The organism is Rhizobium sp. 42MFCr.1, from assembly GCF_000377185.1.
Classification (GTDB): Bacteria; Pseudomonadota; Alphaproteobacteria; order Rhizobiales; family Rhizobiaceae; genus Rhizobium; species Rhizobium altiplani.
Genome location: NZ_KB897819.1, coordinates 271,280 through 293,334 on the forward strand (window position 1 = coordinate 271,280; position 22,055 = coordinate 293,334).

17 protein-coding genes are annotated in these 22,055 nt (G+C 61.5%); 10 read left to right on the forward strand and 7 right to left on the reverse strand.

Annotation, left to right across the window (positions count from 1 at the left end; genetic code table 11):
* Window positions 1-66 precede the first annotated feature (66 nt).
* The 3 genes from C934_RS0103675 to C934_RS0103685 all read right to left on the reverse strand — a co-directional run bounded on the left by C934_RS0103675 (window position 67) and on the right by C934_RS0103685 (window position 3,841).
* Entirely contained in the window at window positions 67-1,305 is a 1,239-nt protein-coding gene (locus C934_RS0103675) for an ABC transporter substrate-binding protein (RefSeq protein ID WP_018855344.1), read from the reverse strand.
* A gap of 41 nt (window positions 1,306-1,346) precedes the next feature.
* On the reverse strand, window positions 1,347-2,369 hold the full coding sequence (locus C934_RS0103680; RefSeq protein ID WP_018855345.1) for a LacI family DNA-binding transcriptional regulator: 1,023 nt from the start codon (window positions 2,367-2,369) through the stop codon (window positions 1,347-1,349).
* Between the two features lie 182 nt (window positions 2,370-2,551).
* Window positions 2,552-3,841, reverse strand: a complete 1,290-nt coding sequence (locus C934_RS0103685; RefSeq protein WP_018855346.1) for an ABC transporter substrate-binding protein — start codon at window positions 3,839-3,841, stop codon at window positions 2,552-2,554.
* 140 nt (window positions 3,842-3,981) lie between these two features.
* Here C934_RS0103685 and C934_RS0103690 point away from each other — a divergent pair, with 140 nt between their 5' ends.
* Genes C934_RS0103690 through C934_RS0103700 form a run of 3 tightly spaced genes read left to right on the forward strand, consistent with a single transcriptional unit; the run spans window position 3,982 to window position 7,879 of the window.
* A complete protein-coding gene (locus C934_RS0103690; RefSeq protein WP_018855347.1) occupies window positions 3,982-5,001 on the forward strand; it encodes a LacI family DNA-binding transcriptional regulator in 1,020 nt (339 codons plus the stop codon).
* Window positions 5,002-5,015: 14 nt separating this feature from the next.
* Window positions 5,016-6,872 carry a DUF2264 domain-containing protein gene (locus C934_RS0103695; RefSeq protein ID WP_018855348.1) on the forward strand — a complete coding sequence of 619 codons (1,857 nt, stop codon included), beginning with the start codon at window positions 5,016-5,018 and terminating at the stop codon, window positions 6,870-6,872.
* The gene (locus C934_RS0103700) at window positions 6,869-7,879 is read left to right on the forward strand and encodes a hydroxyacid dehydrogenase (RefSeq protein WP_018855349.1); all 1,011 of its coding nucleotides are present in this window, start codon (window positions 6,869-6,871) and stop codon (window positions 7,877-7,879) included. The genes C934_RS0103695 and C934_RS0103700 overlap by 4 nt, the downstream gene beginning before the upstream one ends.
* Here the strand turns inward: C934_RS0103700 and C934_RS0103705 are convergent.
* Both C934_RS0103705 and C934_RS0103710 read right to left on the reverse strand, forming a co-directional pair.
* The gene (locus tag C934_RS0103705) at window positions 7,876-9,150 is read right to left on the reverse strand and encodes a Gfo/Idh/MocA family protein (RefSeq protein ID WP_018855350.1); all 1,275 of its coding nucleotides are present in this window, start codon (window positions 9,148-9,150) and stop codon (window positions 7,876-7,878) included. The genes C934_RS0103700 and C934_RS0103705 overlap by 4 nt on opposite strands.
* Window positions 9,151-9,308: 158 nt before the next feature.
* A complete protein-coding gene (locus C934_RS0103710) occupies window positions 9,309-9,986 on the reverse strand; it encodes a TetR/AcrR family transcriptional regulator (protein ID WP_018855351.1) in 678 nt (225 codons plus the stop codon).
* Window positions 9,987-10,186: 200 nt separating this feature from the next.
* Here C934_RS0103710 and C934_RS0103715 point away from each other — a divergent pair, with 200 nt between their 5' ends.
* The 7 genes from C934_RS0103715 (at window position 10,187) to C934_RS0103745 (ending at window position 18,905) form a co-directional block, all read left to right on the forward strand.
* Entirely contained in the window at window positions 10,187-11,473 is a 1,287-nt protein-coding gene (locus C934_RS0103715; protein WP_025659755.1) for an ABC transporter substrate-binding protein, read from the forward strand.
* Window positions 11,474-11,478: 5 nt separating this feature from the next.
* A complete protein-coding gene (locus C934_RS0103720; RefSeq protein WP_025659754.1) occupies window positions 11,479-12,435 on the forward strand; it encodes a carbohydrate ABC transporter permease in 957 nt (318 codons plus the stop codon).
* The gene (locus C934_RS0103725) at window positions 12,428-13,312 is read left to right on the forward strand and encodes a carbohydrate ABC transporter permease (RefSeq protein ID WP_018855354.1); all 885 of its coding nucleotides are present in this window, start codon (window positions 12,428-12,430) and stop codon (window positions 13,310-13,312) included. Before C934_RS0103720 ends, C934_RS0103725 begins: the two co-directional genes overlap by 8 nt.
* A gap of 21 nt (window positions 13,313-13,333) precedes the next feature.
* Window positions 13,334-14,407: a Gfo/Idh/MocA family protein gene (locus C934_RS0103730; RefSeq protein WP_018855355.1), complete on the forward strand. Its 1,074-nt coding sequence runs from the start codon at window positions 13,334-13,336 to the stop codon at window positions 14,405-14,407.
* A gap of 24 nt (window positions 14,408-14,431) precedes the next feature.
* Window positions 14,432-15,511, forward strand: coding sequence for an ABC transporter ATP-binding protein (locus tag C934_RS0103735; RefSeq protein WP_018855356.1), 1,080 nt, complete (start codon window positions 14,432-14,434; stop codon window positions 15,509-15,511).
* A gap of 66 nt (window positions 15,512-15,577) precedes the next feature.
* Window positions 15,578-16,453 carry a phosphotransferase gene (locus C934_RS0103740; protein WP_018855357.1) on the forward strand — a complete coding sequence of 292 codons (876 nt, stop codon included), beginning with the start codon at window positions 15,578-15,580 and terminating at the stop codon, window positions 16,451-16,453.
* Between the two features lies 1 nt (window position 16,454).
* On the forward strand, window positions 16,455-18,905 hold the full coding sequence (locus C934_RS0103745) for a GcvT family protein (protein WP_018855358.1): 2,451 nt from the start codon (window positions 16,455-16,457) through the stop codon (window positions 18,903-18,905).
* Between the two features lie 260 nt (window positions 18,906-19,165).
* Here C934_RS0103745 and C934_RS0103750 read toward each other — a convergent pair whose 3' ends face one another.
* Window positions 19,166-20,620: a mannitol dehydrogenase family protein gene (locus tag C934_RS0103750; protein WP_018855359.1), complete on the reverse strand. Its 1,455-nt coding sequence runs from the start codon at window positions 20,618-20,620 to the stop codon at window positions 19,166-19,168.
* A complete protein-coding gene (gene uxaC / locus C934_RS0103755) occupies window positions 20,617-22,032 on the reverse strand; it encodes a glucuronate isomerase (protein WP_018855360.1) in 1,416 nt (471 codons plus the stop codon). The genes C934_RS0103750 and uxaC overlap by 4 nt, the downstream gene beginning before the upstream one ends.
* Window positions 22,033-22,055: the final 23 nt, after the last annotated feature.

Consider the following 22,055-nt stretch of genomic DNA (forward strand, 5'->3'; position numbering starts at 1 on the left):
CTCCGCATCATCCTAGTAAAATCGGCCGGAGGACTGCCACACCCTCCGGCCACGGCCTCTGGGAGATTATTGGCCGCTGTCGATGATCGACTGCATCTCCGACTGTGCATTCTTGAAGGCGCCGTCGACGTCGTCACCGAAGATGGCCGCATTGGTAAAGGTCGCCCACGGACCGTTGGCGCTGTTGATCAGATCGTTGAACTGCAGCGTGTAAGGTGTCTTGGCGACCGATATGGCCTTCAGGCCGACCTGCAACCTCGGATCGAGGCCCTCGAGCACCTTGTCGGCGATATCACCACGGGTCGGCAGGCTACCGTACTTCGCCATGATCTTCTGGCCGTCCATCGAATAGATATATTCGAGGAATTCCTTCACTGCGTCGATCTTCTTGGTGCCCTTGGTGATGACGAAGTTGTCACCGCCGGCAAAGGAGGACGGATTGCCGTCAACGCCCGGGATGAGCGTCACGCCGAAGTTGATGTCGGGATGCTCGGTCACCAGCGTGCCGATCGCGAAGGCGCCAAGGCTCTGCTGCCCAATCTTGCCGTTGGTGAAGCTCAGGAAGTTGGCACCGTTGTCGCTGGCGGCACTTGCCGGGACGAGGTCCTTCTTCACCATGTCGCGATAATAATCGACCGCCTTGCGCATCTGCGGGGTGTCGAGCGTCGCCGTCTTGCCGTCGGCCGACAGGATATCGGCACCTGCACCCCAGGTGAGCGGCGTGAACGTGAAGATCATGCAGCCGCCGCAGCCGCCGCCGGAGAAATAGAAACCGTAGGTATCGTCACCGACCCTGCGGATCTTCTCGGCGTTGGCGGTGATTTCCTCCCAGGTCGCGGGCGCCTTTTCAGGATCAAGTCCCGCCTTCTTGTAGAGGTCCTTGTTCCAGGCGAAGACCGAGGTTTCGACCGACAGCGGCAGGCCGTAGACGCGGTCCTGATAGGTGCCGAGGCGGACGTGCGACGGCGACAGCGAATTGAAATAAGGCAGCTTCTTTGCCCAGTCTGTCAGGTCTTCCAGCTGTCCCGCAGCAGCAAAGGCCGGGTTATAGATGAGGTCCATCGACAACGCATCCGGCGCCTGGCCGCCAGCGATGGCGGTGGCGTATTTCTGGACAAGCTCCGAGAACGGCACCTCGGTCGCGACGACCTGGTTCTCGTGGCTGGAGTTGTAGGCTTCGACAACCTTCTTGAAGGATTCGCCGATACCGGAACGAACCCACATTTCGACTTTCTCGGCGGCCGATGCTCCGGACACCAGGCATAGGGTGGCAACGCTTGTCGCAGCCAACAGACGCTTAATCATGGCACTCCTCCCAAATTGGCGCACTCCTCCGCGCCAGTTCCTCATCTCCTGGGGCTTTGGGCCCCGCATGACTGCCGCACCACGAGGCGGCACGGCAATTTCCTGACGCCCGGCTCCACTGGGCGTCCTTCGGCCAGCGCCAGAATCGTCAATCCGGCCTGGCGCCCCAGCTCCTTCAACTCCATGTCGACGGAAGTGAGCGGTGGCCGCGTCTGGCCTGCGACAATCTCCCAATTGTCGAATCCGACTACGGAAACATCTTCCGGCACCCGAATACCGCGCTCGCGCAGCGCATCGACAGCACCACGCGCGATCTGATCGTTTCCGCAGAAGATCGCGTCCGGCTTTTCGTCCTGACGGCTCCATATCTGCGCGACGGCCTCGTGGCCCCAGGCTTCCGCCCACCGGCCGAACATGACGATCCCCTCCCCGCCGATAACATTGCGGTAGGCACCCGCGCGCTCGCGAACCGAGAAGAAATCCTCCGGCCCCGTGATATGCGCGATCCGTCGACGGCCCATCTTCACCAGCCACTCCACCGCCAATCGCGCACCCTGCGCGTCGTCGGAGCGGAAGGTGACGCTCGTCGGCGTCCCTTCGGTGAAGGCGTAGACCACGGGGACATGCAGGTTCGACAGATCGACCGGAAGCTGCCGGTCCAATCGCTTGCCGGTGGCGATAATGCCATCCACCTGCTTTTCCAGCATGGCATCGACATGGGTCTGACCGAGCGCCGGATCGTCTTCGATGGCGCAGAGAAAAACCGACACGCCGTGATCGACGAGCGCTTCGGAAATACCGGCCATGACCGGCAGCGTGAAGCGCCCGTAGGTATCGTTGGTCAGCAGCCCGATAGTGAAACTGCGCTTGCTCAAGAGGCCCCGGGCGAGCGCATTCGGGCGGAAACCGACCTCGCCGGCAATGCGCTTTACCCGCTCCCGGGTTTCGACGCTCATCCGACCGGTTTCGTTCAGCGCCTTCGAGGCGGTGGAAATACTGACCCCCGCCGCCGCCGCGACGTCGTGGATGGTAATCCGGCCTCTTTTTCCTCCCGCGACGTTCACAGCGCTTCTCCCCATTTGCAGATGAGAAAAGCTTTTCCCAACCGAAGCGTCAAGTGAGAAAAGGTTTTCTCAAGCAAAAATCATACAATTGCCATCAGCGCCTCAGGAGCGGCCGGGAATAACGAAAATCGCGGCAGGCCAATGCCCGCCGCGATCCAAAGCTTGAGCGATGTGAGCTTCGATCAGCCTTTGATCGTCTCCTTGCCTTCTTCCAGCAGGCGGGCGGCCGCTTCGGCAGGCGTCGTCCGCTCGAATGCAAGCTCATCGGCAATCGGGCGGAAGACGCGCTGGTCGAATTGCGTCGAACCGAGCGGCGCAGGAGCAGGGTACTCGCCCACCTGATCCTTCAGCAGGTTTACATACTGCACGGTAGCCTGTTCGGCTGGATTGAGTTGCGGAAGAATCGCCTCGCGCACGGTAGGCGACATAGGCACGCCGCGCTCCACGCCAAGGATCTTGCCGGCCTCGACGTTATTGACGAAGAAATCGATGAACTTGGCGGCAGCCTCACCGTTCTTCGTGGCTCCGCCGACGCTCCAGATCAACGCCGGGCGATAGTAGTGGCCGGAAGGACCACCCTTCTTTTCGCGCGGCAGGAGCGTGATCGCAAGCTTGTTCTTGGAAATCAACTGGTAGCCGACGAGCTGATTGGAATAGGCCATGCCCATCGCCGACTTGCCGAGCGCGAGTGCGTTCGTGTCGATGGTGTTCTGGTCGAGCGTCTGAACGTCGGCAGCGACCGTGCCGCCCTTCTTGCGCAGATCTTCCCAGAACGTGTACCACGCCGTTGCATCGTCGGCATTGAAGCCGAGCTTGCCGTCGGCATAGAGGCTCTTGCCGCGCTGGCGCAGCCAGGCATCGAAGACGTAGGTGTAGCGCGCGCCATAAGGGCCGCCCCAGTAATTGTTCTTGCCGCCGGCCTTCGTCAGCTCGACTGCGATCTTGGCGTACTCGTCCCAGGTCAAATCCGCCGTCGGTACCGGAATGCCTGCCTTTTCAAAGGCCGTCTGGTCGAAGAACAGCGCGAAGGAGTTGAGGCCGAGGCCGATGCCGTAGAGCTTGCCGTCGACCGTCGTCAGCTTCAACATATCCTTGCCGAACGAGTCGACCTTCAGCGTCGAAGGCACGAATTCGTCGAGCGGCAGGCATGCGCCGCGCTTCGAATAGTCGGAGATCGTGCTCGGTTCGAGCTGGAAGACGTCGGGCACGGCGCGGCCGGCCATCTGGGTGGCGAGCTTTGTCCAGTAGCCGTTGCCGTCAAGCGATTCGCCGACGATCGATACGCCGGGGTTCTCGCTTTCATAGAGCCTGGCGACATCAAGCGTGCGTTTGGCGCGATCGTTCGATCCCCACCACATGGCGCGCAGCTTGGCATCTTCCGCAAAGGCCGGAATTGAGCTTGTGGCACCAAAGGCCAGCCCGGCAGCGACGCCTGCCGAACCCATCAGAAATGAACGGCGATTGACCTGCATGTTTCATCCTCCTCTTTCATTGCCCCGCCATCCTCCAACAGCTCTACGGGCTTATGCGGCGTAGATTACGCAAAAAATTCATCAATGCAACAAATTATCTTTTGCTTGCAAATTTGCATTATTTGCATAATCTTCGCCGTATGAACGAGATCAAGACCAAGAGACTGCGACAGGCCGACATTGCCACCATGGCGGGGGTTTCCGTATCCACCGTTTCCCGCGTGCTCGCCAATGAGCCCGGCATCAGCGAAAGCGTCCGCCAGCACATTATCAAGGTGGCGGCCGAAAACGGCTACTCGGCGCGCACCGCAACCGGCGCGCTTCGTGGCACCCTCGCCCTGATTGCGAGCGACGGGGTGACGGGCGGGCTTAGCGTCTTCTACGAAGGGATCGTCGAAGGCTTGCGCGCCGGGGCGCTCGATGCCGGTGTCCCCTTCGAGGTGCGGCTGATCCGCGAGAACAGGGCCACGCCTGATGTGGTCCACGAGTACATGCAGACGGCCGGCGCCGGCGGCTTGTTCCTGGTCGGGATCGATTCAAGCGCCGAGTTGCGCGCCTGGTTAGAGGACGCGGCAATCCCGACGGTGCTGGTCAATGGCACCGATCCGAAGCTCAGGCTCGACGGCGCGTCACCCTCCAACTTCTTCGGCGCATATGAAGCGACGACCCGACTGCTGGATGCCGGCCACCGCAAGATCCTGCATCTGACGGGATCGCATCGAAACACCATCCGCGAGCGTGTGCGCGGCTTCAAGGCCGCGATCACCGACGCGGACGGTGCGGAAGGGCGCCTTGTGTCGATGAGCTTCCAGGGCAGCGCAATTCATGAGGCGCACGAGCTGACGTCCGCAGTACTCGCGGAGAAGGCCGGCTTTACCGCCGCCTTCTGCATGAACGACTTCATCGCCGTCGGCGTTCTCGAAGCCGTCACCGAAGCCGGGCTTCGGGTGCCCGAGGATTTCGCCATCGTCGGCTTCGACGATCTTCCCTGCGCGCTGATGACCAACCCGCCGCTATCGACCATGCGTGTCGATCGCGTGGCGCTTGGCAGGGAGGCGGTCAGTCTCATCGTGGCGCGATTCAGGGACCGCAACGCCCCCGCCCGCCAGATTTGCCATGCCGTCGTTCCGATTGCCGGCGGCACCGTTCCGAACCCCTGACATGAGCAATGCCGATGACCTATGATCCCGCCAGTTCAAATCCGCTTGCCAACAATCCGCTGAAGACGCGCGAGGACATGTCGCGCGCGCTTCGCGACCTCTTCGATCCGCTGCTCCCCTATTTCTCGGCCGGCAATGCCCGCGTCCGCCTTGACGGCGCAGCTGCGCATTTCGACCGCGCAGCAGCGGATCTCGAAGGCTTTGCGCGGCCGCTCTGGGGATTGGCGCCGTTTGGCGCCGGTGGCGGCGACTTTGCCGAATGGCATCGTATTGCCGAGGGTATCGCCAACGGTACGGACCCAAAGCATCCGGAATATTGGGGCACGGTCAACGGCCGAGACCAGCGCATGGTCGAGCTTGCGGCGCTCGGATTTGCCTTGGCGCTTGTGCCGGAGAAGGTCTGGGAGCCGCTTGGCGGCCGGGCGCGCGACAACGTGGTCGCCTATCTCAAGCATGCCCGGCAATTCGACTACGCCGATAACAACTGGAAATTCTTCCGCATCTTCGTCGACATCGCGCTCGACTGCGTCGGCGCCAATTTCGACCGGAGTCTGACCAAGCAGTATCTCGAGGAGCTTGAGGGCTTCTATCTCGGCGACGGCTGGTACCGCGACGGCAATGTTCGCCGGATCGACCATTACATTCCGTTCGCCATGCACTTCTATGGGCTGATCTATTCCAAGCTCGTCGATGACGACTACGCACAGCGTTACCGCGAACGCGCCCTCCTCTTTGCAAACGACTTCAAGCATTGGTTCGGCTCGGATGGCGCGACGATTCCCTTCGGCCGCAGCCTGACTTACCGTTTCGCCTGCGCCGGCTTCTGGTCGGCCCTCGCCTTCGCCAATCTTGAAGCGCTGCCCTGGGGCGAAATCAAGAGCCTTTGCCTGCAGCACCTGCGCTGGTGGAAGGACAAGCCGATGACCAACCGCGACGGCATTCTGTCGATCGGCTTCGGCTATCCCAACCTGCTGATGTCGGAAAATTACAATTCGGCTGGTTCGCCCTACTGGGCGTTCAAGGCGTTCCTGCCGCTGGCCCTGGCCGAAGATCACCCTTTCTGGACGGCTGAGGAAACGCCGCCTTTGGAAACTGTAAGCGTCCTGCCGCAACGCCATCCCGGTATGGTGCTCATGCGCAATGGCGGCGACGTCGTCGCGCTGTCCTCTGGCCAGGAGAACCTGCAGATGCGGTTCGGCACGGAGAAATACGCGAAGTTCGCCTATTCCAGCCGCTACGGTTTCAGCGTCGAATCCGACGAGCGCAACTTCGCCGGCGCGGCCTTCGATTCCGCCCTCGCCTTCAGTGATGATGGCCTGCACTACCGCGTTCGCGAGACCAACCGCGAAGCCAAGCTTGCGGGTGATGTTCTTTATTCCAAGTGGTCGCCATTCCGGGATGTGGATGTCGAAACCTGGCTGGTGCCGGCGGCGCCATGGCACATCCGCGTCCACCGCATCAACACGCCCCGGCCGCTGCAGACGGCGGAGGGTGGCTTTGCGATCGCACGCCGGGATTTCGAGCTCGATACGCTTTTCGCGAATGGCTCAAGCGCCTATGCGATCGGCGAAGCCGATTTCAGCGGGATCACCGATATCGGCTCCCTGACGCCGCGCGCCGGTCTCACGCAGAAGGCTCCGCCGAATACCAACATGATCGTTGCGAAAACGCTGGTGCCGCAACTGCGTGGTGAAATTCCGGCAGGCCAAACGATCCTGATGACCGCCGTCCTTGCCGCCAACGACGCGGGCACTGTAACCGGCGCTTGGACCACTCCCCCAAAGGCTCCTGACGTTGCGGAGCTTGAAGCGCTTGTTGCGAGCGCGGGCATAAGGGTCAGCGCCATCGAGGCGCCGGGGCAGATGCCATGAAGCGCCCCTCCATCGCACTTGCGATGCAGCCTTCGCGAACGGAGCATGTCCTCACCGCGGAGGCCCTGCACCGGCTTGCCGAGATCGGCCAACTTCTCGATCCTCTACCGCTCCGGAGTTTTAGCGACGATCGCGCCCGGCGCATTCTCGCCGAGACTGACATTCTCATCACGGGTTGGGGATCGCCCTATGTCGGGCGCGAGGTAGTTGCGGCGGCCCCACGGCTGCGGCTGATCGCCCATGCGGCCGGAACAGTTAAGGGAATTGTCGACGAGCAGATCTTCGATGCCGGCATAGCCGTGACGCACGCCGCCGAGGCAAATTCGATTCCCGTTGCGGAGTTCACGCTTGCGGCAATCATCTTCGCCGGCAAGCAGGTATTTCGCTTCCGCGACCTCTATCTGGCGGATCGCAATCGCGACCGGACGCACCCGATGCAACGGTTGGCGATCGGCAACTATCATCGCACGGTCGGCATCATCGGCGCCTCACGCATCGGCCGACGAGTGATCGAGCTCTTGCGACCGTTCGAATATCGCGTCCTTCTTTTCGACCCCACCGTCGATGCGATCGAGGCAATCAGCCTCGGAACCGAGAAGGCAGATCTGCCGACACTGATGACGCAGTCCGACATCGTCTCCGTGCACGCACCGTCGCTGCCATCGACGCGCCATATGATCGGAGCCCGGGAGCTGTCGCTGATGAAAGAAGGAGCGACGCTGATCAATACGGCGCGTGGCGCCTTGATCGACGAAGCCGCGCTGCTGGAGACGCTCAGCACCGGGCGGATCGACGCGATCATCGACGTAACGGATCCTGAAGTCCCGGAGACGGCATCGGCCTTCTATGACCTGCCGAATGTGTTCCTGACGCCGCATATCGCCGGCGCGGTAGGGCTGGAGCGCGGGCGGCTCGGGGATATGGCAGTCGATGAAATAGAGCGGTTCACCAAAGGCGAACCGCTCCTCTATCAGATCCTGCGTCGCGACCTCGCCCTAATTGCTTAGCCGGCTTTCAGATTCGTCGAAGCGCCGCCCGCGACTATCTCAGGCATCAGGTCGGCGATCTTGACAACCTTGCCGCTGCGCGAGCTCGTCAGAGCAGCAATGCCGCACAGCACGGACATTGCGCCGGCCCGCGTCCCTGCACGCTGACCAAGCTTGTCTTCCATGCCCTGCTTGAAGATCATGTTGCGCATCCGGTCGTCGCCGCCGTAGTGGCCGCCCGAAGAATGCGGCACGACGATGCGTTCGACGGCCGGCTTGTCCTTCGGGAAATTGCGGACGAGCAGGATCGTGTCCTCGTCAGGCGTCTCCCATGGCTGTTTCTCGTATTGCCTGAGTTCGATACGCCCATGCGTGCCGTTGAAGGCGATGTGGTGGCCTTCGATCGGCTGGAAGGTGTTCAGCGAATAGGAAACGTGGACGTCGTTCTTGTAGCGGATGCTGACGACCATGGTGTCGGGGATGTCGATATCCTCGCGATAGACGCAGCCGTCTCGGAAGTAGCCGTCAATCTTCGACGGATCCTCGTAGAGCGTGTCGAGGAAGGGATCGGCCTCGAGGTCGAGGAAGTAGTCGCACTCACCCGAATGCGGACAGAGCTTGCAGCGTGGACCACGGAAGGGGCCCTTGCGCCCGTAGTTCTGCAGGTCGGCAAAGGAGGTGACGGCATCCGGATCGCTATCCAGATACCAGTTCAAAAGGTCGAAGTGGTGGGTCGCCTTGTGCACGAAGAGGCTGCCGGAATTTTCCGTGTAGGCGTGCCAGCGGCGGAAGTAGTCCGCACCGTGCTTGGTGTCGAGGTACCAGTGGAAGTCGACCGAAGTGACGCGGCCGATCTCGCCGGCGTTCAGCAGTTCCTTGATCCTGGCGGCCGTCGGCGAATAGCGATAATTGAACGAGACATCCACCCGCTTGCCGCTGCGCTTCTCCGCATCGAGGATACGGCGGATTTTGTCGACCGCTGTGGTCATCGGCTTTTCGGTGATGACGTCGATGCCCGCTTCCAGCGCGCGCACGACGATATCGTCATGCGTATAGTCGGGCGTGCAGACGATGACGAGATCGACCTGCTGCTCGGCGAGCATGGCATCGATGTTTTCGTAGATCGGCGCATTGCTGCCGATCATCGTGCGGGCTCGCTCGGCCCGCAGCGAGTTGGTATCCACGATCGCGACGAGATCCACATGCTCGCGCCAGCCGGCAAGCAGTTCCTTGCCCCACATGGTCGTGCCGCGGTTTCCCGTTCCAATCAAGGCAAAGCGACGTTTCTCCATCGAATGATCCTCCTCATGCGTATGAAACGAACAGCGTCCTGACGCCTGGCCGACAAAAACCGCGCCCCCTACTCGCGGCTCATGGCAAGGCTGTAACTAAACGGTTACCTGACGACAGAGATGGTTTCCTGTCAATAGCCGATCTCGAATTTCGCGGGTCAGGCAGAAATCGATGCGAGGGTCACGTGGACGATGTGGCGTTCCCAGGCATCGAGATTGCCGGGCTCGACCAGGTCGCGGCCGAAAATCGTCGAAAGCGTGTACTGATTGGACAGGTAGAAATATCCGAGCGAGGCAATCGTCAGATAGACATTGAGCGGATCGGCGTTTGCGATGAAGACACCGGCCTTCTTGCCGCGCTCCAGCACGTCGGAGAGTTCTCCAATCAGATGCGAATGCAGCTCCTTGAGCCGGACGGATTGGCGCAGCCAGCGCGCGCGGTGAAGGTTCTCGGTCCCGAGCAGGCTGAGGAATTCGGGATGCTTCAGAAAATACCGCCAGGTAAACAGCGCCAGTTCGCCAATGCCTTCCTCCGGCGTCCGGTCGCCGATATGCAGCTCGCGCTCGGCGGTGCGGATACCAACATAGGCCTCCTCGAGCACCCTGAGATACAGCTGCTCCTTGTCGCCGAAGTAATGGTAGAGCATCCGCTTGTTTGTCCCGGCACGCTCGGCGATGGCATCGACACGAGCCCCGCCCATGCCGTTCTCGGCGAATTCCTTGGTCGCGGCCTCGAGGATTGCTGCACGAGTCCGTTCCGGATCGCGTTGCAGTACACGCTCGGGCGATTGCCGCCTTACTCTCTTCTTTTCCCCATTTCCGCCGGCGCCTTCCATCGGCTCACCTTTCTAATTTCCCCATTGCGCTCATAATACGTTGAGAACAGATTGTAAAAACGAGAAGCGAGAGGAGGGCTATCACATCAGCGCTTGACAGCCTCAACGCTTCTCCATAGCTTGTAACCAATTAGTTATTTGTTGCAAGAGAAACCAGCAAGGAGCGTGTGGAGGCGCTCCCCAAGGGAGGAGGAGAACAGATGACACTACGCGTAAGCAGACGTAACTTCATGGCGGGGGGAGCAACGCTTCTTTCACTGTCCGCACTGGGATCCAAGGCTTTTGCCGCCGACACCCGCTTGCGGCTTCTATGGTGGGGTTCGCAGCCCCGCGCCGACCGCACCAACAAGGTCTCGCAACTCTATCAGACAAAGAATGCGGGAACGTCCATCACCGGTGAATTCCTCGGATGGGGCGACTATTGGCCACGCCTGGCGACGCAGGTCGCCGGCCGCAATGCGCCCGACGTCATCCAGATGGACTACCGCTATATCGTTGAATATGCACGGCGCGGCGCGCTCGCCCCGCTCGAGTCCTACATGCCGTCGAAGCTCAATCTTGGCGATTTCGACCCGGCGCAGATCGAGGGCGGCAGCGTTGACGGGCACTTCTACGGCGTCAGCCTCGGCGCCAACGCCGCAGCGACGGTTCTGAACACCACCGCGTTCCAGGAAGCTGGCGTCGATCTGCCGACGCAGGCAACCACCTGGGAAGAGTTTGGCAAGATCGGTGCCGAGATTACCAAGGCCGGCAAGCGCAAGGGCTTCTTCGGCTTTGCCGACGGCAGTGGCAACGAACCGCTCCTGGAAAACTATCTCAGACAGCGCGGCAAGGCACTCTACACGGCCGATTCCAAGGTCGCCTTCGGCGCAGAGGACGCTTCTGAATGGTTCGACATGTGGAGCAAGTTCCGCGAAGCGAACGCCTGCGTGCCACCTGATGTCCAGGCGCTCTACAAGGATACGATCGACACTAGCCCGGTCACGCTCGGCAAGGCTGCTGCCGACTACGCGCACAGTAACCAGTTCGTCGGCTTCCAGGCCGTCAGCAAGGACAAGCTGGCGCTGAACAACTATCCGCGCATCAAGTCGGATTCGAAGGGCGGCCACTACCGCAAGCCGTCGATGTTCTTCTCCGTATCCTCGCAGTCGAAGGTGATCGACCAAGCTGTCGACTACGTCAACTTCTTCGTCACCAACCCCGATGCCGCTCTCGCGCTCGACGTCGAACGCGGTATTCCGGAATCGAAGGCGATGCGCGACGTCGTGGCTGCCAAGCTTGATGCAACAGGCAAGATCGCGCTCGACTATGTCAGCGGCCTTGGTGACCTTGCCGGCAAGTTGCCGCCGCCGCCGCCCTCCGGTGCCGGTGAAGGCCAGGTCGTGCTTCGCACGATCGCCGAGCAGATTGCCTTCGGCCAGCTTTCGCCGAGCGACGGTGGCAAGCAGTTGGTCGACGAACTCAGCCGCATTCTCGCCAAAGGCTGACGCGGATGAGTGATGTGATGCGCACGACCGCCCCGGAGGGTATCAAGAGTGAATATGGGGCGGCAGCCCAGGGGCGTTTCAAACGCCTCTGGACCGCCAATGCCCCAGGCTATCTCTTCCTTTTGCCGTGGCTGATCGGCTTCTTCGGGCTGACGCTCGGACCGGCCGTCATCTCGCTCTACCTCTCGTTCACGGATTTCGACATGATCCGGTCGGCCGAGTGGGTGGGCGCGGCAAACTACGTGCGCATCGCAACCGCCGACCCGAAATTTGCCGCAGCGATGCGGGTCACGCTGACTTATGTGGTGCTGTCGGTGCCCTTCAAGCTGACCTTCGCGCTATTGGTCGCAATGGCCCTTAACAAGGGCGTTCGCGGCCTGCCGCTCTACCGCGCGATCTTCTATCTGCCGTCGTTGTTGGGCGGCAGCGTGGCGATCGCCGTCCTCTGGCGACAACTGTTTGCCGGCGACGGACTGGTCAATGCCGCACTTGCTCACTTGGGCATCCAGGGACCGAGCTGGATCTCGCATCCGAGCTACTCGCTCTACACGCTCGTGGCACTCAGCGTCTGGCAGTTCGGCTCTCCGATGATCATCTTCCTGGCTGGTCTGCGGCAGATTCCGACCGACATGTATGAGGCGGCCAGCCTCGACGGAGCATCCAAGTTCCGGCAGTTCTACAAGATCACCCTGCCGCTTCTGACGCCTGTCATCTTCTTCAATGCCGTCGTCCAGACGATCGACGCCTTCAAGGCCTTCACGCCGGCCTTCATCATCTCGGGTGGGACGGGCGGGCCGATCAATTCGACGCTGTTCTACACGCTCTATCTCTATCAGGAGGCTTTCGGAAACTTCCGCATGGGCTACGCTTCGGCGCTTGCCTGGATCCTCGTGCTGATCATCGCGATCTTCACTGCCTTCTCCTTCCTGACCTCGCGTTATTGGGTGCACTACGATGACTAACGGGATCACCACTGCTGTCACGGCGCCGCCGTCTGATATCACCAAGCGCAGCTTTCCGACGTCAATCGCGATCCACACGCTGCTGATCCTTGGCTCGCTGCTGATGCTCTATCCGCTGCTGTGGATGGTGTCCGCTTCAGTCCGCCCAGAAAACGAGATCTTCTCGTCTACGTCGCTTATTCCGTCGTCGATCGACTTCTCGTCCTACCTGCGCGGCTGGATCGGGCTCGACATCACTTTCGGCCGCTTCTTCTGGAACTCGCTCGTCATCTCGATTTTGACAGTCATCGGCAATGTCGTTGCCTGCTCGCTGGCAGCCTATGCCTTTGCACGCCTGCGCTTTGCCGGCCGGAACTTCTGGTTTGCGATCATGCTCGGCACGCTGATGATCCCGTATCACGTGACGCTCATTCCGCAGTATGTGCTGTTCCTCAACCTCGGGTGGGTGAACACCATCCTGCCGCTTGTCGTGCCGAAGTTCCTGGCAAGCGATGCCTTCTTCATCTTCCTGATGGTTCAGTTCTTCCGCGGTATCCCGCGCGAGCTCGATGAGGCCGCCATGATGGACGGCTGCAGCGCCTGGCGCATCTATTGGAAGATCATGCTGCCGCTGTCGCTGCCGGTGCTTGCGACCGCCGCGATCTTCTCCTTCATCTGGACCTGGGACGACTTCTTCGGGCCATTGATCTACCTCAACGATATGAACACCTACACGATCCAGCTCGGTCTGCGCACATTCGTCGACTCGACCAGCGCATCGGATTGGGGCGGCCTGTTCGCCATGTCCACGCTGACGCTGGTGCCGGTGTTCTTCTTCTTCCTGTTCTTCCAGCGCCTGCTGATCGAGGGCATCGCCACGACCGGCATGAAGCGCTGATGCAATTACGGACATAGGTCAATGAGTATCAAGAGAGTTGCCATCGTCGGCTGCGGTATCGGCCGTTCACACATCGTCGAAGGCTACCTGCCGCATCCCGACAAGTTCAAGGTCGTGGCGATCTGCGACCTGAACGAGGAACGCCTGCGGGAAATCGGCGACGAATTCGACATCGCCAAGCGCACGACCTCGTTTGCCGATGTGCTTGATGACGCGAGTGTCGACATCGTCGATATCTGCACTCCGCCCGGCATTCACCTTGAGCAGGTGGTGGCAGCTCTCGCCGCCGGCAAGCACGTCATCTGCGAGAAGCCGCTAACCGGATCGCTTTCCGGCGTCGACACGATCATGGAGGCGGAGAAGACGGCCAAGGGCACGCTGATGCCGATCTTCCAGTATCGCTACGGCGACGGCATCGAGAAGGCGAAGCGGATCATCGAGGCGGGTATCGCGGGCAGGCCTTATCTGGGCTCGGTGGAGACTTTCTGGCGCCGAATGCCCGAATATTACTCCGTGCCCTGGCGCGGCAAATGGGCAACAGAGCTTGGGGGCGTGTTGGTAACCCATGCGCTGCACCTGCACGATATGCTGTTGCATCTGATGGGGCCGGTATCGAAGGTGTTCGGTCGCGTTGCAACTCGCGTCAACGACATCGAGGTCGAGGACTGTGCGTCGGCAAGCCTATTGATGCAGAGCGGCGCCTTCGTGTCTCTCTCCTGCACGCTGGGCTCCCAGGAGGAGATCAGCCGTTTGCGGCTGCACTTTGAAAACGTCACCTTCGAAAGCAATCATGAACCTTACTCGCCAGGCAAAGATCCATGGAAGATCATCGCCGCGAATGACGATGTGCAGGCGCGCATCAATGCCATCATCGGTCATTGGCGACCGGTCGCGCCGCGCTTTACCACGCAGATGGAGCATTTCCACGCCTTTCTCAGCGGCAATGGACCGCTGCCGGTGACAACAGGGGACGCGCGCCGCGCGCTGGAACTCGTGACCGCCATCTACCAATCGTCCGATACCGGCAGCGAAGTCATCCTGCCAATCGGATCGGACAGCCCGAAGTACGCCGACTGGCGTGCTCGCACGAAATAATGGACCAGGGAGGATCCTGAGATCATGGCAACAAGCGTCGTTCTCCAGAAGGTCGAGAAGCGGTACGGCTCCCTGGACGTCATTCACGGTATCGACCTGAAGATCGATCCCGGCGAGTTCGCGGTCTTTGTCGGCCCGTCAGGCTGTGGCAAGTCCACCCTGCTGCGCATGATCGCGGGGCTCGAGGAGATTAGCGGCGGCGCACTTCTACTCGACAACGAGCGGATGAATGAAGTGGCGCCGGCCAAGCGCGGCATCGCGATGGTCTTCCAGTCCTATGCCCTCTATCCCCATATGTCGGTTTACAAGAACCTTGCCTTTGGATTGGAGACTGCTGGCTACAAGAAAGCCGAAATCCAGCCGAAGGTGAAGCGCGCCGCCGAAATCCTGCAGATCGAAAAGCTGTTGGAGCGCAAGCCGAAGGCACTCTCCGGCGGCCAACGCCAGCGCGTGGCGATCGGCCGCGCGATCGTACGCGAGCCGCGCATCTTCCTATTCGACGAACCGCTCTCCAACCTCGACGCGGAACTGCGCGTGCAGATGCGTGTGGAGATTTCCCGGCTGCACCGCAGCCTCGGCAACACGATGATCTACGTCACCCACGATCAGGTGGAAGCCATGACCATGGCCGACAAGATCGTCGTGCTGAACGCTGGCCGCATCGAGCAGGTCGGTGCACCGCTCGATCTCTACAACAATCCGGCCAACCGTTTCGTGGCAGGCTTTATCGGCAGCCCGAAGATGAACTTCCTGCAGGCGCGCGTCGAGCAGGTCGGCGAAGCCGAGACGACCATCAACGTCTGCGGCAATTCCGTTCGCCTGCCGCGCAGGCTGAAGGCCGACGCCGGACAAACCGTCACTTTCGGCATCCGCCCGGAGCATCTCTCCGTGCTTGAAAACAGCGGTATCACGCTCGCGACCGTCAACGTGGATCTTGTCGAGAACCTCGGCGGCGCGACGATGCTCTATGCAACGACGCCGGATGGGCAGCAACTGACGATCGCGCTCGACGGGCAGCAGAAGGTCGAACGGGGGACGAACGTGAAGGCCTCGTTCGACCCGGCGCGGTGTCACGTCTTCGACGCCTCGGGTGCTACCATCTAGCACGCTTGACAGCCGATCCCGCTCTGGCCATGATTTCAATAGGATAGGCCGCGAGGGGAGACTAGCGTGACGCCTGAAGATCGGATTTATGCACTCGGCATCTGGCAGGGTCCGATCGAGATTGAGCCTATCACCGGCGGCATCACCAACCGGAATTATCTGGTGCGGGATCGCGCGGTTCGCCGTGTCGTTCGGCTCGGAGAAGACATTCCCGTTCATCACATCAGCCGGCAGAACGAGCTTGCCGCCAGCCACGCCGCACACGCAGCCGGGCTTTCGCCGGCCGTAATCCATCATCAGCCCGGCGTACTGGTCCTTGATTTCATCGAAGCCAGGGCGCTGACACCCGACGACATAAAGAATCCCGCAATGCTCAAGCGCGTGGTGCCGCTCGTGCACGCTTGTCATCGGGAGATCGCCCGACACTTCCGCGGCCCCGCCGCAATCTTCTGGGTGTTTCACGTCATTCGAGACTATGCGGCGCATCTCGCTGCCACCGGCAGCACCTATGTTGCGCGCCTGCCAGCCGTGCTTGAAAAAGCGGAGCGGCTCGAGAAGGCGGCCGGTCCCTTTGACATAGCCTTCGGCCACAACGATCTACTTGCGGCAAACTTCCTCGATGACGGCAAGCGCCTCTGGCTGATCGATTGGGACTATGCCGGCTTCAATACACCGCTCTTCGATCTCGGGGGGCTCGCCTCCAACAACCAGCTTGGCGAGGAGGACGAACACCAAATGCTGGAGATCTACTTCGGTCAGGCAGTGACGAGCGATCTCTGGTACCGCTACACGGCGATGAAATGCGCTTCGCTGCTGCGTGAGACGCTGTGGAGCATGGTCTCCGAGATCCATTCCACCATCGATTTCGACTATGCCGGCTATACGGCCGAGAATCTTGCGCGCTTCGAGCGCGTCTACGACCTTTTTGAACAGGATCGATAATATGACGAAGGAATTGCCAAAGACCGCCAAGGCGGTCGTCATCGGCGGCGGCATCATCGGCTGCTCGACGGCCTACCATCTCGGCAAGCTCGGTTGGACGGACACGGTTCTCCTCGAGCGCAAGAAGCTGACCTCGGGTACGACCTTTCATGCCGCCGGCCTCGTCGGCCAGCTGCGCACCAGCGCCAACATCACCCAGCTGCTCGGCTATTCCGTCGATCTCTACAAGAAACTGGAAGCCGAGACGGGGTTGGGCACCGGCTGGAAAATGAATGGCGGTCTCAGGCTTGCCTGCAACGAGGAACGCTGGACCGAAGTCAAACGGCAGGCGACAACGGCGCAATCCTTTGGGCTCGATATGCAGCTGCTGGCACCGCAAGAGGCTTTCGACCTCTGGCCGCTGATGACGATAGACGACCTCGTCGGCGCCGCCTACCTGCCGACCGATGGCCAGGCCAATCCGTCCGATATCACGCAGGCGCTTGCCAAGGGCGCACGCATGTCGGGCGTCTCGACATTCGAGGATACCGAGGTTCTCGATCTCGAGATAGACAACGGCCGGATCCGCGCCGTGATCACCGAGCACGGGCGGATCGAGTGCGAGCGCGTCGTTGTATGCGCTGGCCAGTGGACGCGATCCTTTGCTGCGCGCTTCGGCGTCAACGTGCCGCTCGTCTCCGTCGAGCACCAATACATCATCACCGAATCCTTCGGCGTTCCGTCGAACCTGCCGACGCTGCGCGATCCGGACCGGCTGACCTATTACAAGGAAGAAGTCGGCGGCATCGTCATGGGCGGATATGAGCCGAACCCTATCCCCTGGGCGGTGAAGGGCATTCCCGAGGGTTTCCACTACACCCTGCTCGACAGCAATTTCGACCATTTCGAGCAGATCATGGAGCAGGCGCTTGGCCGCGTTCCGGCGCTCGAGTCTGTCGGTGTCAAGCAGCTGCTGAACGGACCGGAGAGCTTTACGCCTGATGGCAACTTCATTCTCGGCGAGGCCCCGGAGCTGAAGAATTTCTTCGTCGGTGCCGGCTTCAATGCCTTTGGCATCGCATCCGGCGGTGGTGCCGGCATGGCGCTGGCCGAATGGGTCGCCAGGGGCGAGCCGCCCTACGATCTCTGGCCGGTCGATCTCCGCCGCTTCGGCAGGCCGCATTTCGATACCGACTGGGTGCGAACCCGCACGCTCGAGGCCTATGGCAAGCATTACACGCTGGCCTTCCCCTTCGAGGAATATTCGAGCGGCCGGCCGTGCCGCAAATCGCCGCTCTACGACCGGCTCAAGGCACAGGGCGCCTGCTTCGGCGAAAAGCTTGGCTGGGAAAGGCCAAACTGGTTTGCCGATCTCTTCGCCAACGAGGAACCGAAGGATGTCTACACCTATGGCCGCCAGAACTGGTTCGATGCCGTCGGCCGCGAGCACGAGGCTGTGCGCGAGGCCGCCGTCATCTTCGACCAGACCTCCTTCGCCAAGTTCGTGCTGAAGGGGCGCGATGCCGAGGCGGCGCTGTCGTGGATCGCCTCCAACGATGTTGCCAAACCGATCGGATCGCTGATTTACACGCAGATGCTGAACGACAAGGGCGGCATCGAATGCGACGTGACCTGTGCGCGCATCGCCAACGACGAATACTACATCGTCACCGGCACTGGCTTTGCGACCCACGATTTCGATTGGATAGCGCGCAGTATTCCGAGCGGAATGCATGCGGAACTTGTCGATGTCACCTCAGCCTACTCCGTGCTGTCTCTGATGGGGCCGAATGCGCGCGCAGTGTTGGAGAAGGTGACCAGCAGCGATGTTTCCAACGCGGCGTTCCCGTTCGGCCGCGTCAAGACGATCGGCATTGCCGGCTGCCCGGTCCGGGCGCTGCGCATCACCTATGTCGGCGAACTCGGCTACGAACTTCATATGCCAATTGAATATGCGACGACCGTTTATGATGCGCTGATGGCGGCGGGCGGTCCGCTACAGCTTGTCAATGCCGGCTATCGCGCCATCGAGAGCTGCCGTCTTGAGAAGGGCTATCGCGCCTGGGGCTCGGATATGGGTCCGGATCATACACCTGTTGAAGCCGGGCTTGGCTGGGCCGTGAAGACGAGGAAGAACACGCCGTTTCGTGGCCGCGAGGCGATCGAACGGCAGCTCGCGTCGGGCGTCAAGAAGATGCTCGCCTGCTTCGTGCCCGAGGATCCCGATGTCGTGCTGCTTGGCCGCGAGACCATCTATCGCGACGGCAAACGTGTGGGTTGGCTTTCCAGCGGCGGCTTCGGCTACACGATCGGGAAGCCGATCGGCTACGGCTATGTGCGCAACCCGGACGGTGTGAGCGAAGACTTCGTGCTGTCCGGCAGCTACGAACTCGACGTGGCACGCGAGCGCGTGCCATGCAGCGTCTCGCTGCAGCCGCTCTACGATCCTGCTATGGCGCGCGTGAAGGCATAGGCATAGGCGTAGGCACTGAGCCTAATAGACCGTCATTCCTGTGCTTGTCACAGGAATCCAGCCACCGGCCGGCGCGGTGAACGACCATAACTCGTGGAAAAGGATCTCCTGCGCCCAAGGACTTGGGCGCTGGATCCCTGTGACAAGCACAGGGATGACGGGTTATGGGAGGGCAACGCGCTAAAACCCAGCCCTCGCCACAGATGGAAGGGCCTCGAAAATCCATACTGCGACGGCCCGCACCGTCGCAGCACCCTTCCTTAGAACAGCGGCAGCTTGTTGTCCTGGATCAGGATCTCAAGCTTGTTCGCCACATCCTCGGTCCAGCCGATATTGCCAATCAGCGCCGCCGGGAAAAGGCCCGCCAGCCCGAACAGGGCTTTCGACACCGCGCCGCCATTGCGCGGCACGTCGGCCAGGAGCGCAGCAATTTCCCCCGCGCGCGGGTCGCGCAATTCGTAGCGTTCGCCATCCCGGTTAACGCCAAGGGCATAGCGCATCCAGGCAGCCACTGCGATCGCATAGGTTTCCGCCTTGCTGCCGTTCGCCAAGGCTTCGGCGGCCGGCTCGAGGAGGCGCTGCGGCAGCTTCTGCGTGCCGTCCATGGCGATCTGATAGGTGCGGTGAGCAATCGCCTTGTTCGCAAAGCGCGCTATCAACTCGTCGGCATAGGCTTCAAGATCGATACCGGGCACGGGATCGAGCGTGGCGGCGGCCGCGTTCATGTGGCGGCGCGCAAGCGCCGCAAGGCCGACGTCATCCATGACGTCGCGGATAAATTCATAGCCGCCTATGTAACCGAGATAGGCGAGCAGCGAGTGCGCGCCGTTCAGCATCCGCAGCTTCATCTTTTCGTAAGCGGAGACTTCCTCGACCATCAGCGCGCCGGCCTTTTCCCATTCCGGGCGGCCGTTGGCGAAGTGATCCTCGATCACCCATTGCGTGAAGGGTTCGGTCTCGATGGCCACCAGATCCTGCCTGCCGGTGAGTCTTTCGGCATCGCGATAGGTGGCATCGGTACTTGCCGGCGTGATGCGATCGACCATGGTCGATGGGAAGGGCACGTTCTTTTCGATCCACTCGCGAAGCTCCGGATCGATGCGAGCGGCGAACTCGAGCACGAGCCGCTTCAGGACGGCGCCGTTGCTCGGCAGGTTATCGCAGCTGAGCGGCGTGAACGGCGCGATACCCTTGGCGCGGCGGCGTGCAAGCCCCTCGACGATGTAGCCGATGACGCCACGGGGCGCATGGCGGTTGGCAAGGTCGGCGGCAATGTCGGGATGCTTCAAGTCCAAGCCGCCGGTCGCGGAATCGAAGCCATAAGCCTTCTCCGTGACCGTCAGACTGACGATCTTGATCGCGGGATCCTCAAGCCGGGCAAGGAGATCGCCGGGATTGCGGGTCGCCACATGCGCGCGCAGGATCGGACCGATGACATTCGCCGTCGTGCCCGATGTATCGCGCACGAGCATCGTATAGAGGCCGTTCTGCTCATTCAGGTGATCGGCGACGTCGGCTGTCCGCAGGCTCGCAACCTCGATGCCCCAATCGCCACCGGCGGCCGCAATCGCGGCATCCGTGAACGGCGCGAAATGGGCGCGAAAGAATGCGCCGGGACCGAGATGCAGGATACCCGGCTTCAACCCGTTGCGATTATAGCCGGGAAGCTTGGCAGTCGGCGCGAGGTCGGAAAGGCTCGTCAGACGTTCGGTCACAGCTTGTATGCCTTCTTCGCATTTCCGTAGGAGAGCTCGCCGGCGACGATCTCGGCTTCCTTGCGGGACATGCGGTGTTCGGTCACGAACTGCGCCAGGAAGCGGCAGACCTCGCGGCGCCAGACATCGTGGCGCGCCGGGATCGACAGAAGCGCGCGCGTATCGTCGTTGAAGCCCGCCAGGTTGGCGAAACCGGCCGTCTCCACCACCTGGTCGAGATAGCGGCGAATGCCGTTCGGGCTGTCGTGGAACCACCAGGGCGGACCGATCATCAGGCAGGACCAATGGCCGGCCATCGGTGCCAGCTCGCGGGCATAGGTCGTCTCGTCGAGAGTGAAGAGGAGCACTCGCAGGCCCGGCGCATTGCCATACTTGGCGAGCATTGCTGAAAGCCCGCCGACCCAATCGGTCGGCGTCGGGATATCCGCGCCCATGTTCGGGCCGCGGGTCTGGAACAGTTCGCGATCGGTGTTGCGGCGCGAGCCGGCATGGATCTGCATCGTCATGCCGTCTTCGGCTGAAAGCCCGGCCATTTCGGTCAGCATCTGGCCGCGGTAAAGCTCCGTTTCCTCGGCGCTCAGCGTCCCCTTGTGCGCCCTGTCGAGCAAGCGCTGCTTGTCAGCCAGCGGCAGGTCCGCCGTGAAGGCCGTCGGCACGCCATGGTCGGTGGCAGTCGCGCCGTACTGGCGGAAATAGGCGCGGCGCTTGCGGTGGGCATCGATCAGCCCATCCCACTTTGTCACGTCGCAATCGGTCAGTTCGCCAAGCCGAACCAGGTTTTCGCGGAAGCCGACGGCATCCGGGTCGGTGACGCTGTCCGGCCGGTAGGTGGTGCGGACGCGGCCGATCCAGCCGTCTTCCGCCATCTTCTGGTGATGCACCAGCGGGTCGAGCGCGCCCTCGGTCGTGGCGATCGTCTCGATACCGAAGCGCTTGTGCAGGGCGCGCGGGCGGAACTCCGGCAGCGCCAGCTGCGCATTGATATGGTCGTAAAGCGCATCCGCATTTTCAGGCGTCAGCGGCTCTTCACAGCCGAGGACGGCCGACATCGCATGATCGACCCAGAGGCTGGAGGGCGTACCGCGGAAGAGATGGTATTGCGCGGCGAAAGCGCGCCAGATGTCACGGCCCTTGGCGACCGGCTTGCCGTCGAGGCGAGGCACGCCGAGATCGTCGAGCTTGACGCCAACGCTGTGCAGCATGCGGAAGAGATAATGATCCGGAATGACAAGCAGCGAGGACGCATCCTCGAACGGCTTGTCGTCGGCAAACCATGAGGGTTCCGTATGCCCGTGCGGGCTTACGATCGGCAGGGCCCGAACCGTCTCGTAGAGGTCCCGCGCGACCGTGCGGGTTGCCGGATCGGCCGGAAAGAGCCGGTCTGGATGAAGAAAGCCGTTACCAAGATCCATGAGAATTCCTCCCTGAAGGGCTA

Excerpts from the sequence above, each read along its gene's own strand:
- C934_RS0103700 (WP_018855349.1), top strand. The coding sequence starts at position 6,869 with ATGAAGCGCCCCTCCATCGCACTTGCGATGCAGCCTTCGCGAACGGAG.
- C934_RS0103725 (WP_018855354.1), top strand. The coding sequence starts at position 12,428 with ATGACTAACGGGATCACCACTGCTGTCACGGCGCCGCCGTCTGATATC.
- uxaC (WP_018855360.1), bottom strand. The coding sequence starts at position 22,032 with ATGGATCTTGGTAACGGCTTTCTTCATCCAGACCGGCTCTTTCCGGCC.
- C934_RS0103695 (WP_018855348.1), top strand. The coding sequence starts at position 5,016 with ATGACCTATGATCCCGCCAGTTCAAATCCGCTTGCCAACAATCCGCTG.
- C934_RS0103705 (WP_018855350.1), bottom strand. The coding sequence starts at position 9,150 with ATGGAGAAACGTCGCTTTGCCTTGATTGGAACGGGAAACCGCGGCACG.
- C934_RS0103715 (WP_025659755.1), top strand. The coding sequence starts at position 10,187 with ATGACACTACGCGTAAGCAGACGTAACTTCATGGCGGGGGGAGCAACG.
- C934_RS0103710 (WP_018855351.1), bottom strand. The coding sequence starts at position 9,986 with ATGGAAGGCGCCGGCGGAAATGGGGAAAAGAAGAGAGTAAGGCGGCAA.
- C934_RS0103730 (WP_018855355.1), top strand. The coding sequence starts at position 13,334 with ATGAGTATCAAGAGAGTTGCCATCGTCGGCTGCGGTATCGGCCGTTCA.
- C934_RS0103735 (WP_018855356.1), top strand. The coding sequence starts at position 14,432 with ATGGCAACAAGCGTCGTTCTCCAGAAGGTCGAGAAGCGGTACGGCTCC.
- C934_RS0103675 (WP_018855344.1), bottom strand. The coding sequence starts at position 1,305 with ATGATTAAGCGTCTGTTGGCTGCGACAAGCGTTGCCACCCTATGCCTG.
- C934_RS0103690 (WP_018855347.1), top strand. The coding sequence starts at position 3,982 with ATGAACGAGATCAAGACCAAGAGACTGCGACAGGCCGACATTGCCACC.
- C934_RS0103745 (WP_018855358.1), top strand. The coding sequence starts at position 16,455 with ATGACGAAGGAATTGCCAAAGACCGCCAAGGCGGTCGTCATCGGCGGC.
- C934_RS0103685 (WP_018855346.1), bottom strand. The coding sequence starts at position 3,841 with ATGCAGGTCAATCGCCGTTCATTTCTGATGGGTTCGGCAGGCGTCGCT.
- C934_RS0103720 (WP_025659754.1), top strand. The coding sequence starts at position 11,479 with ATGAGTGATGTGATGCGCACGACCGCCCCGGAGGGTATCAAGAGTGAA.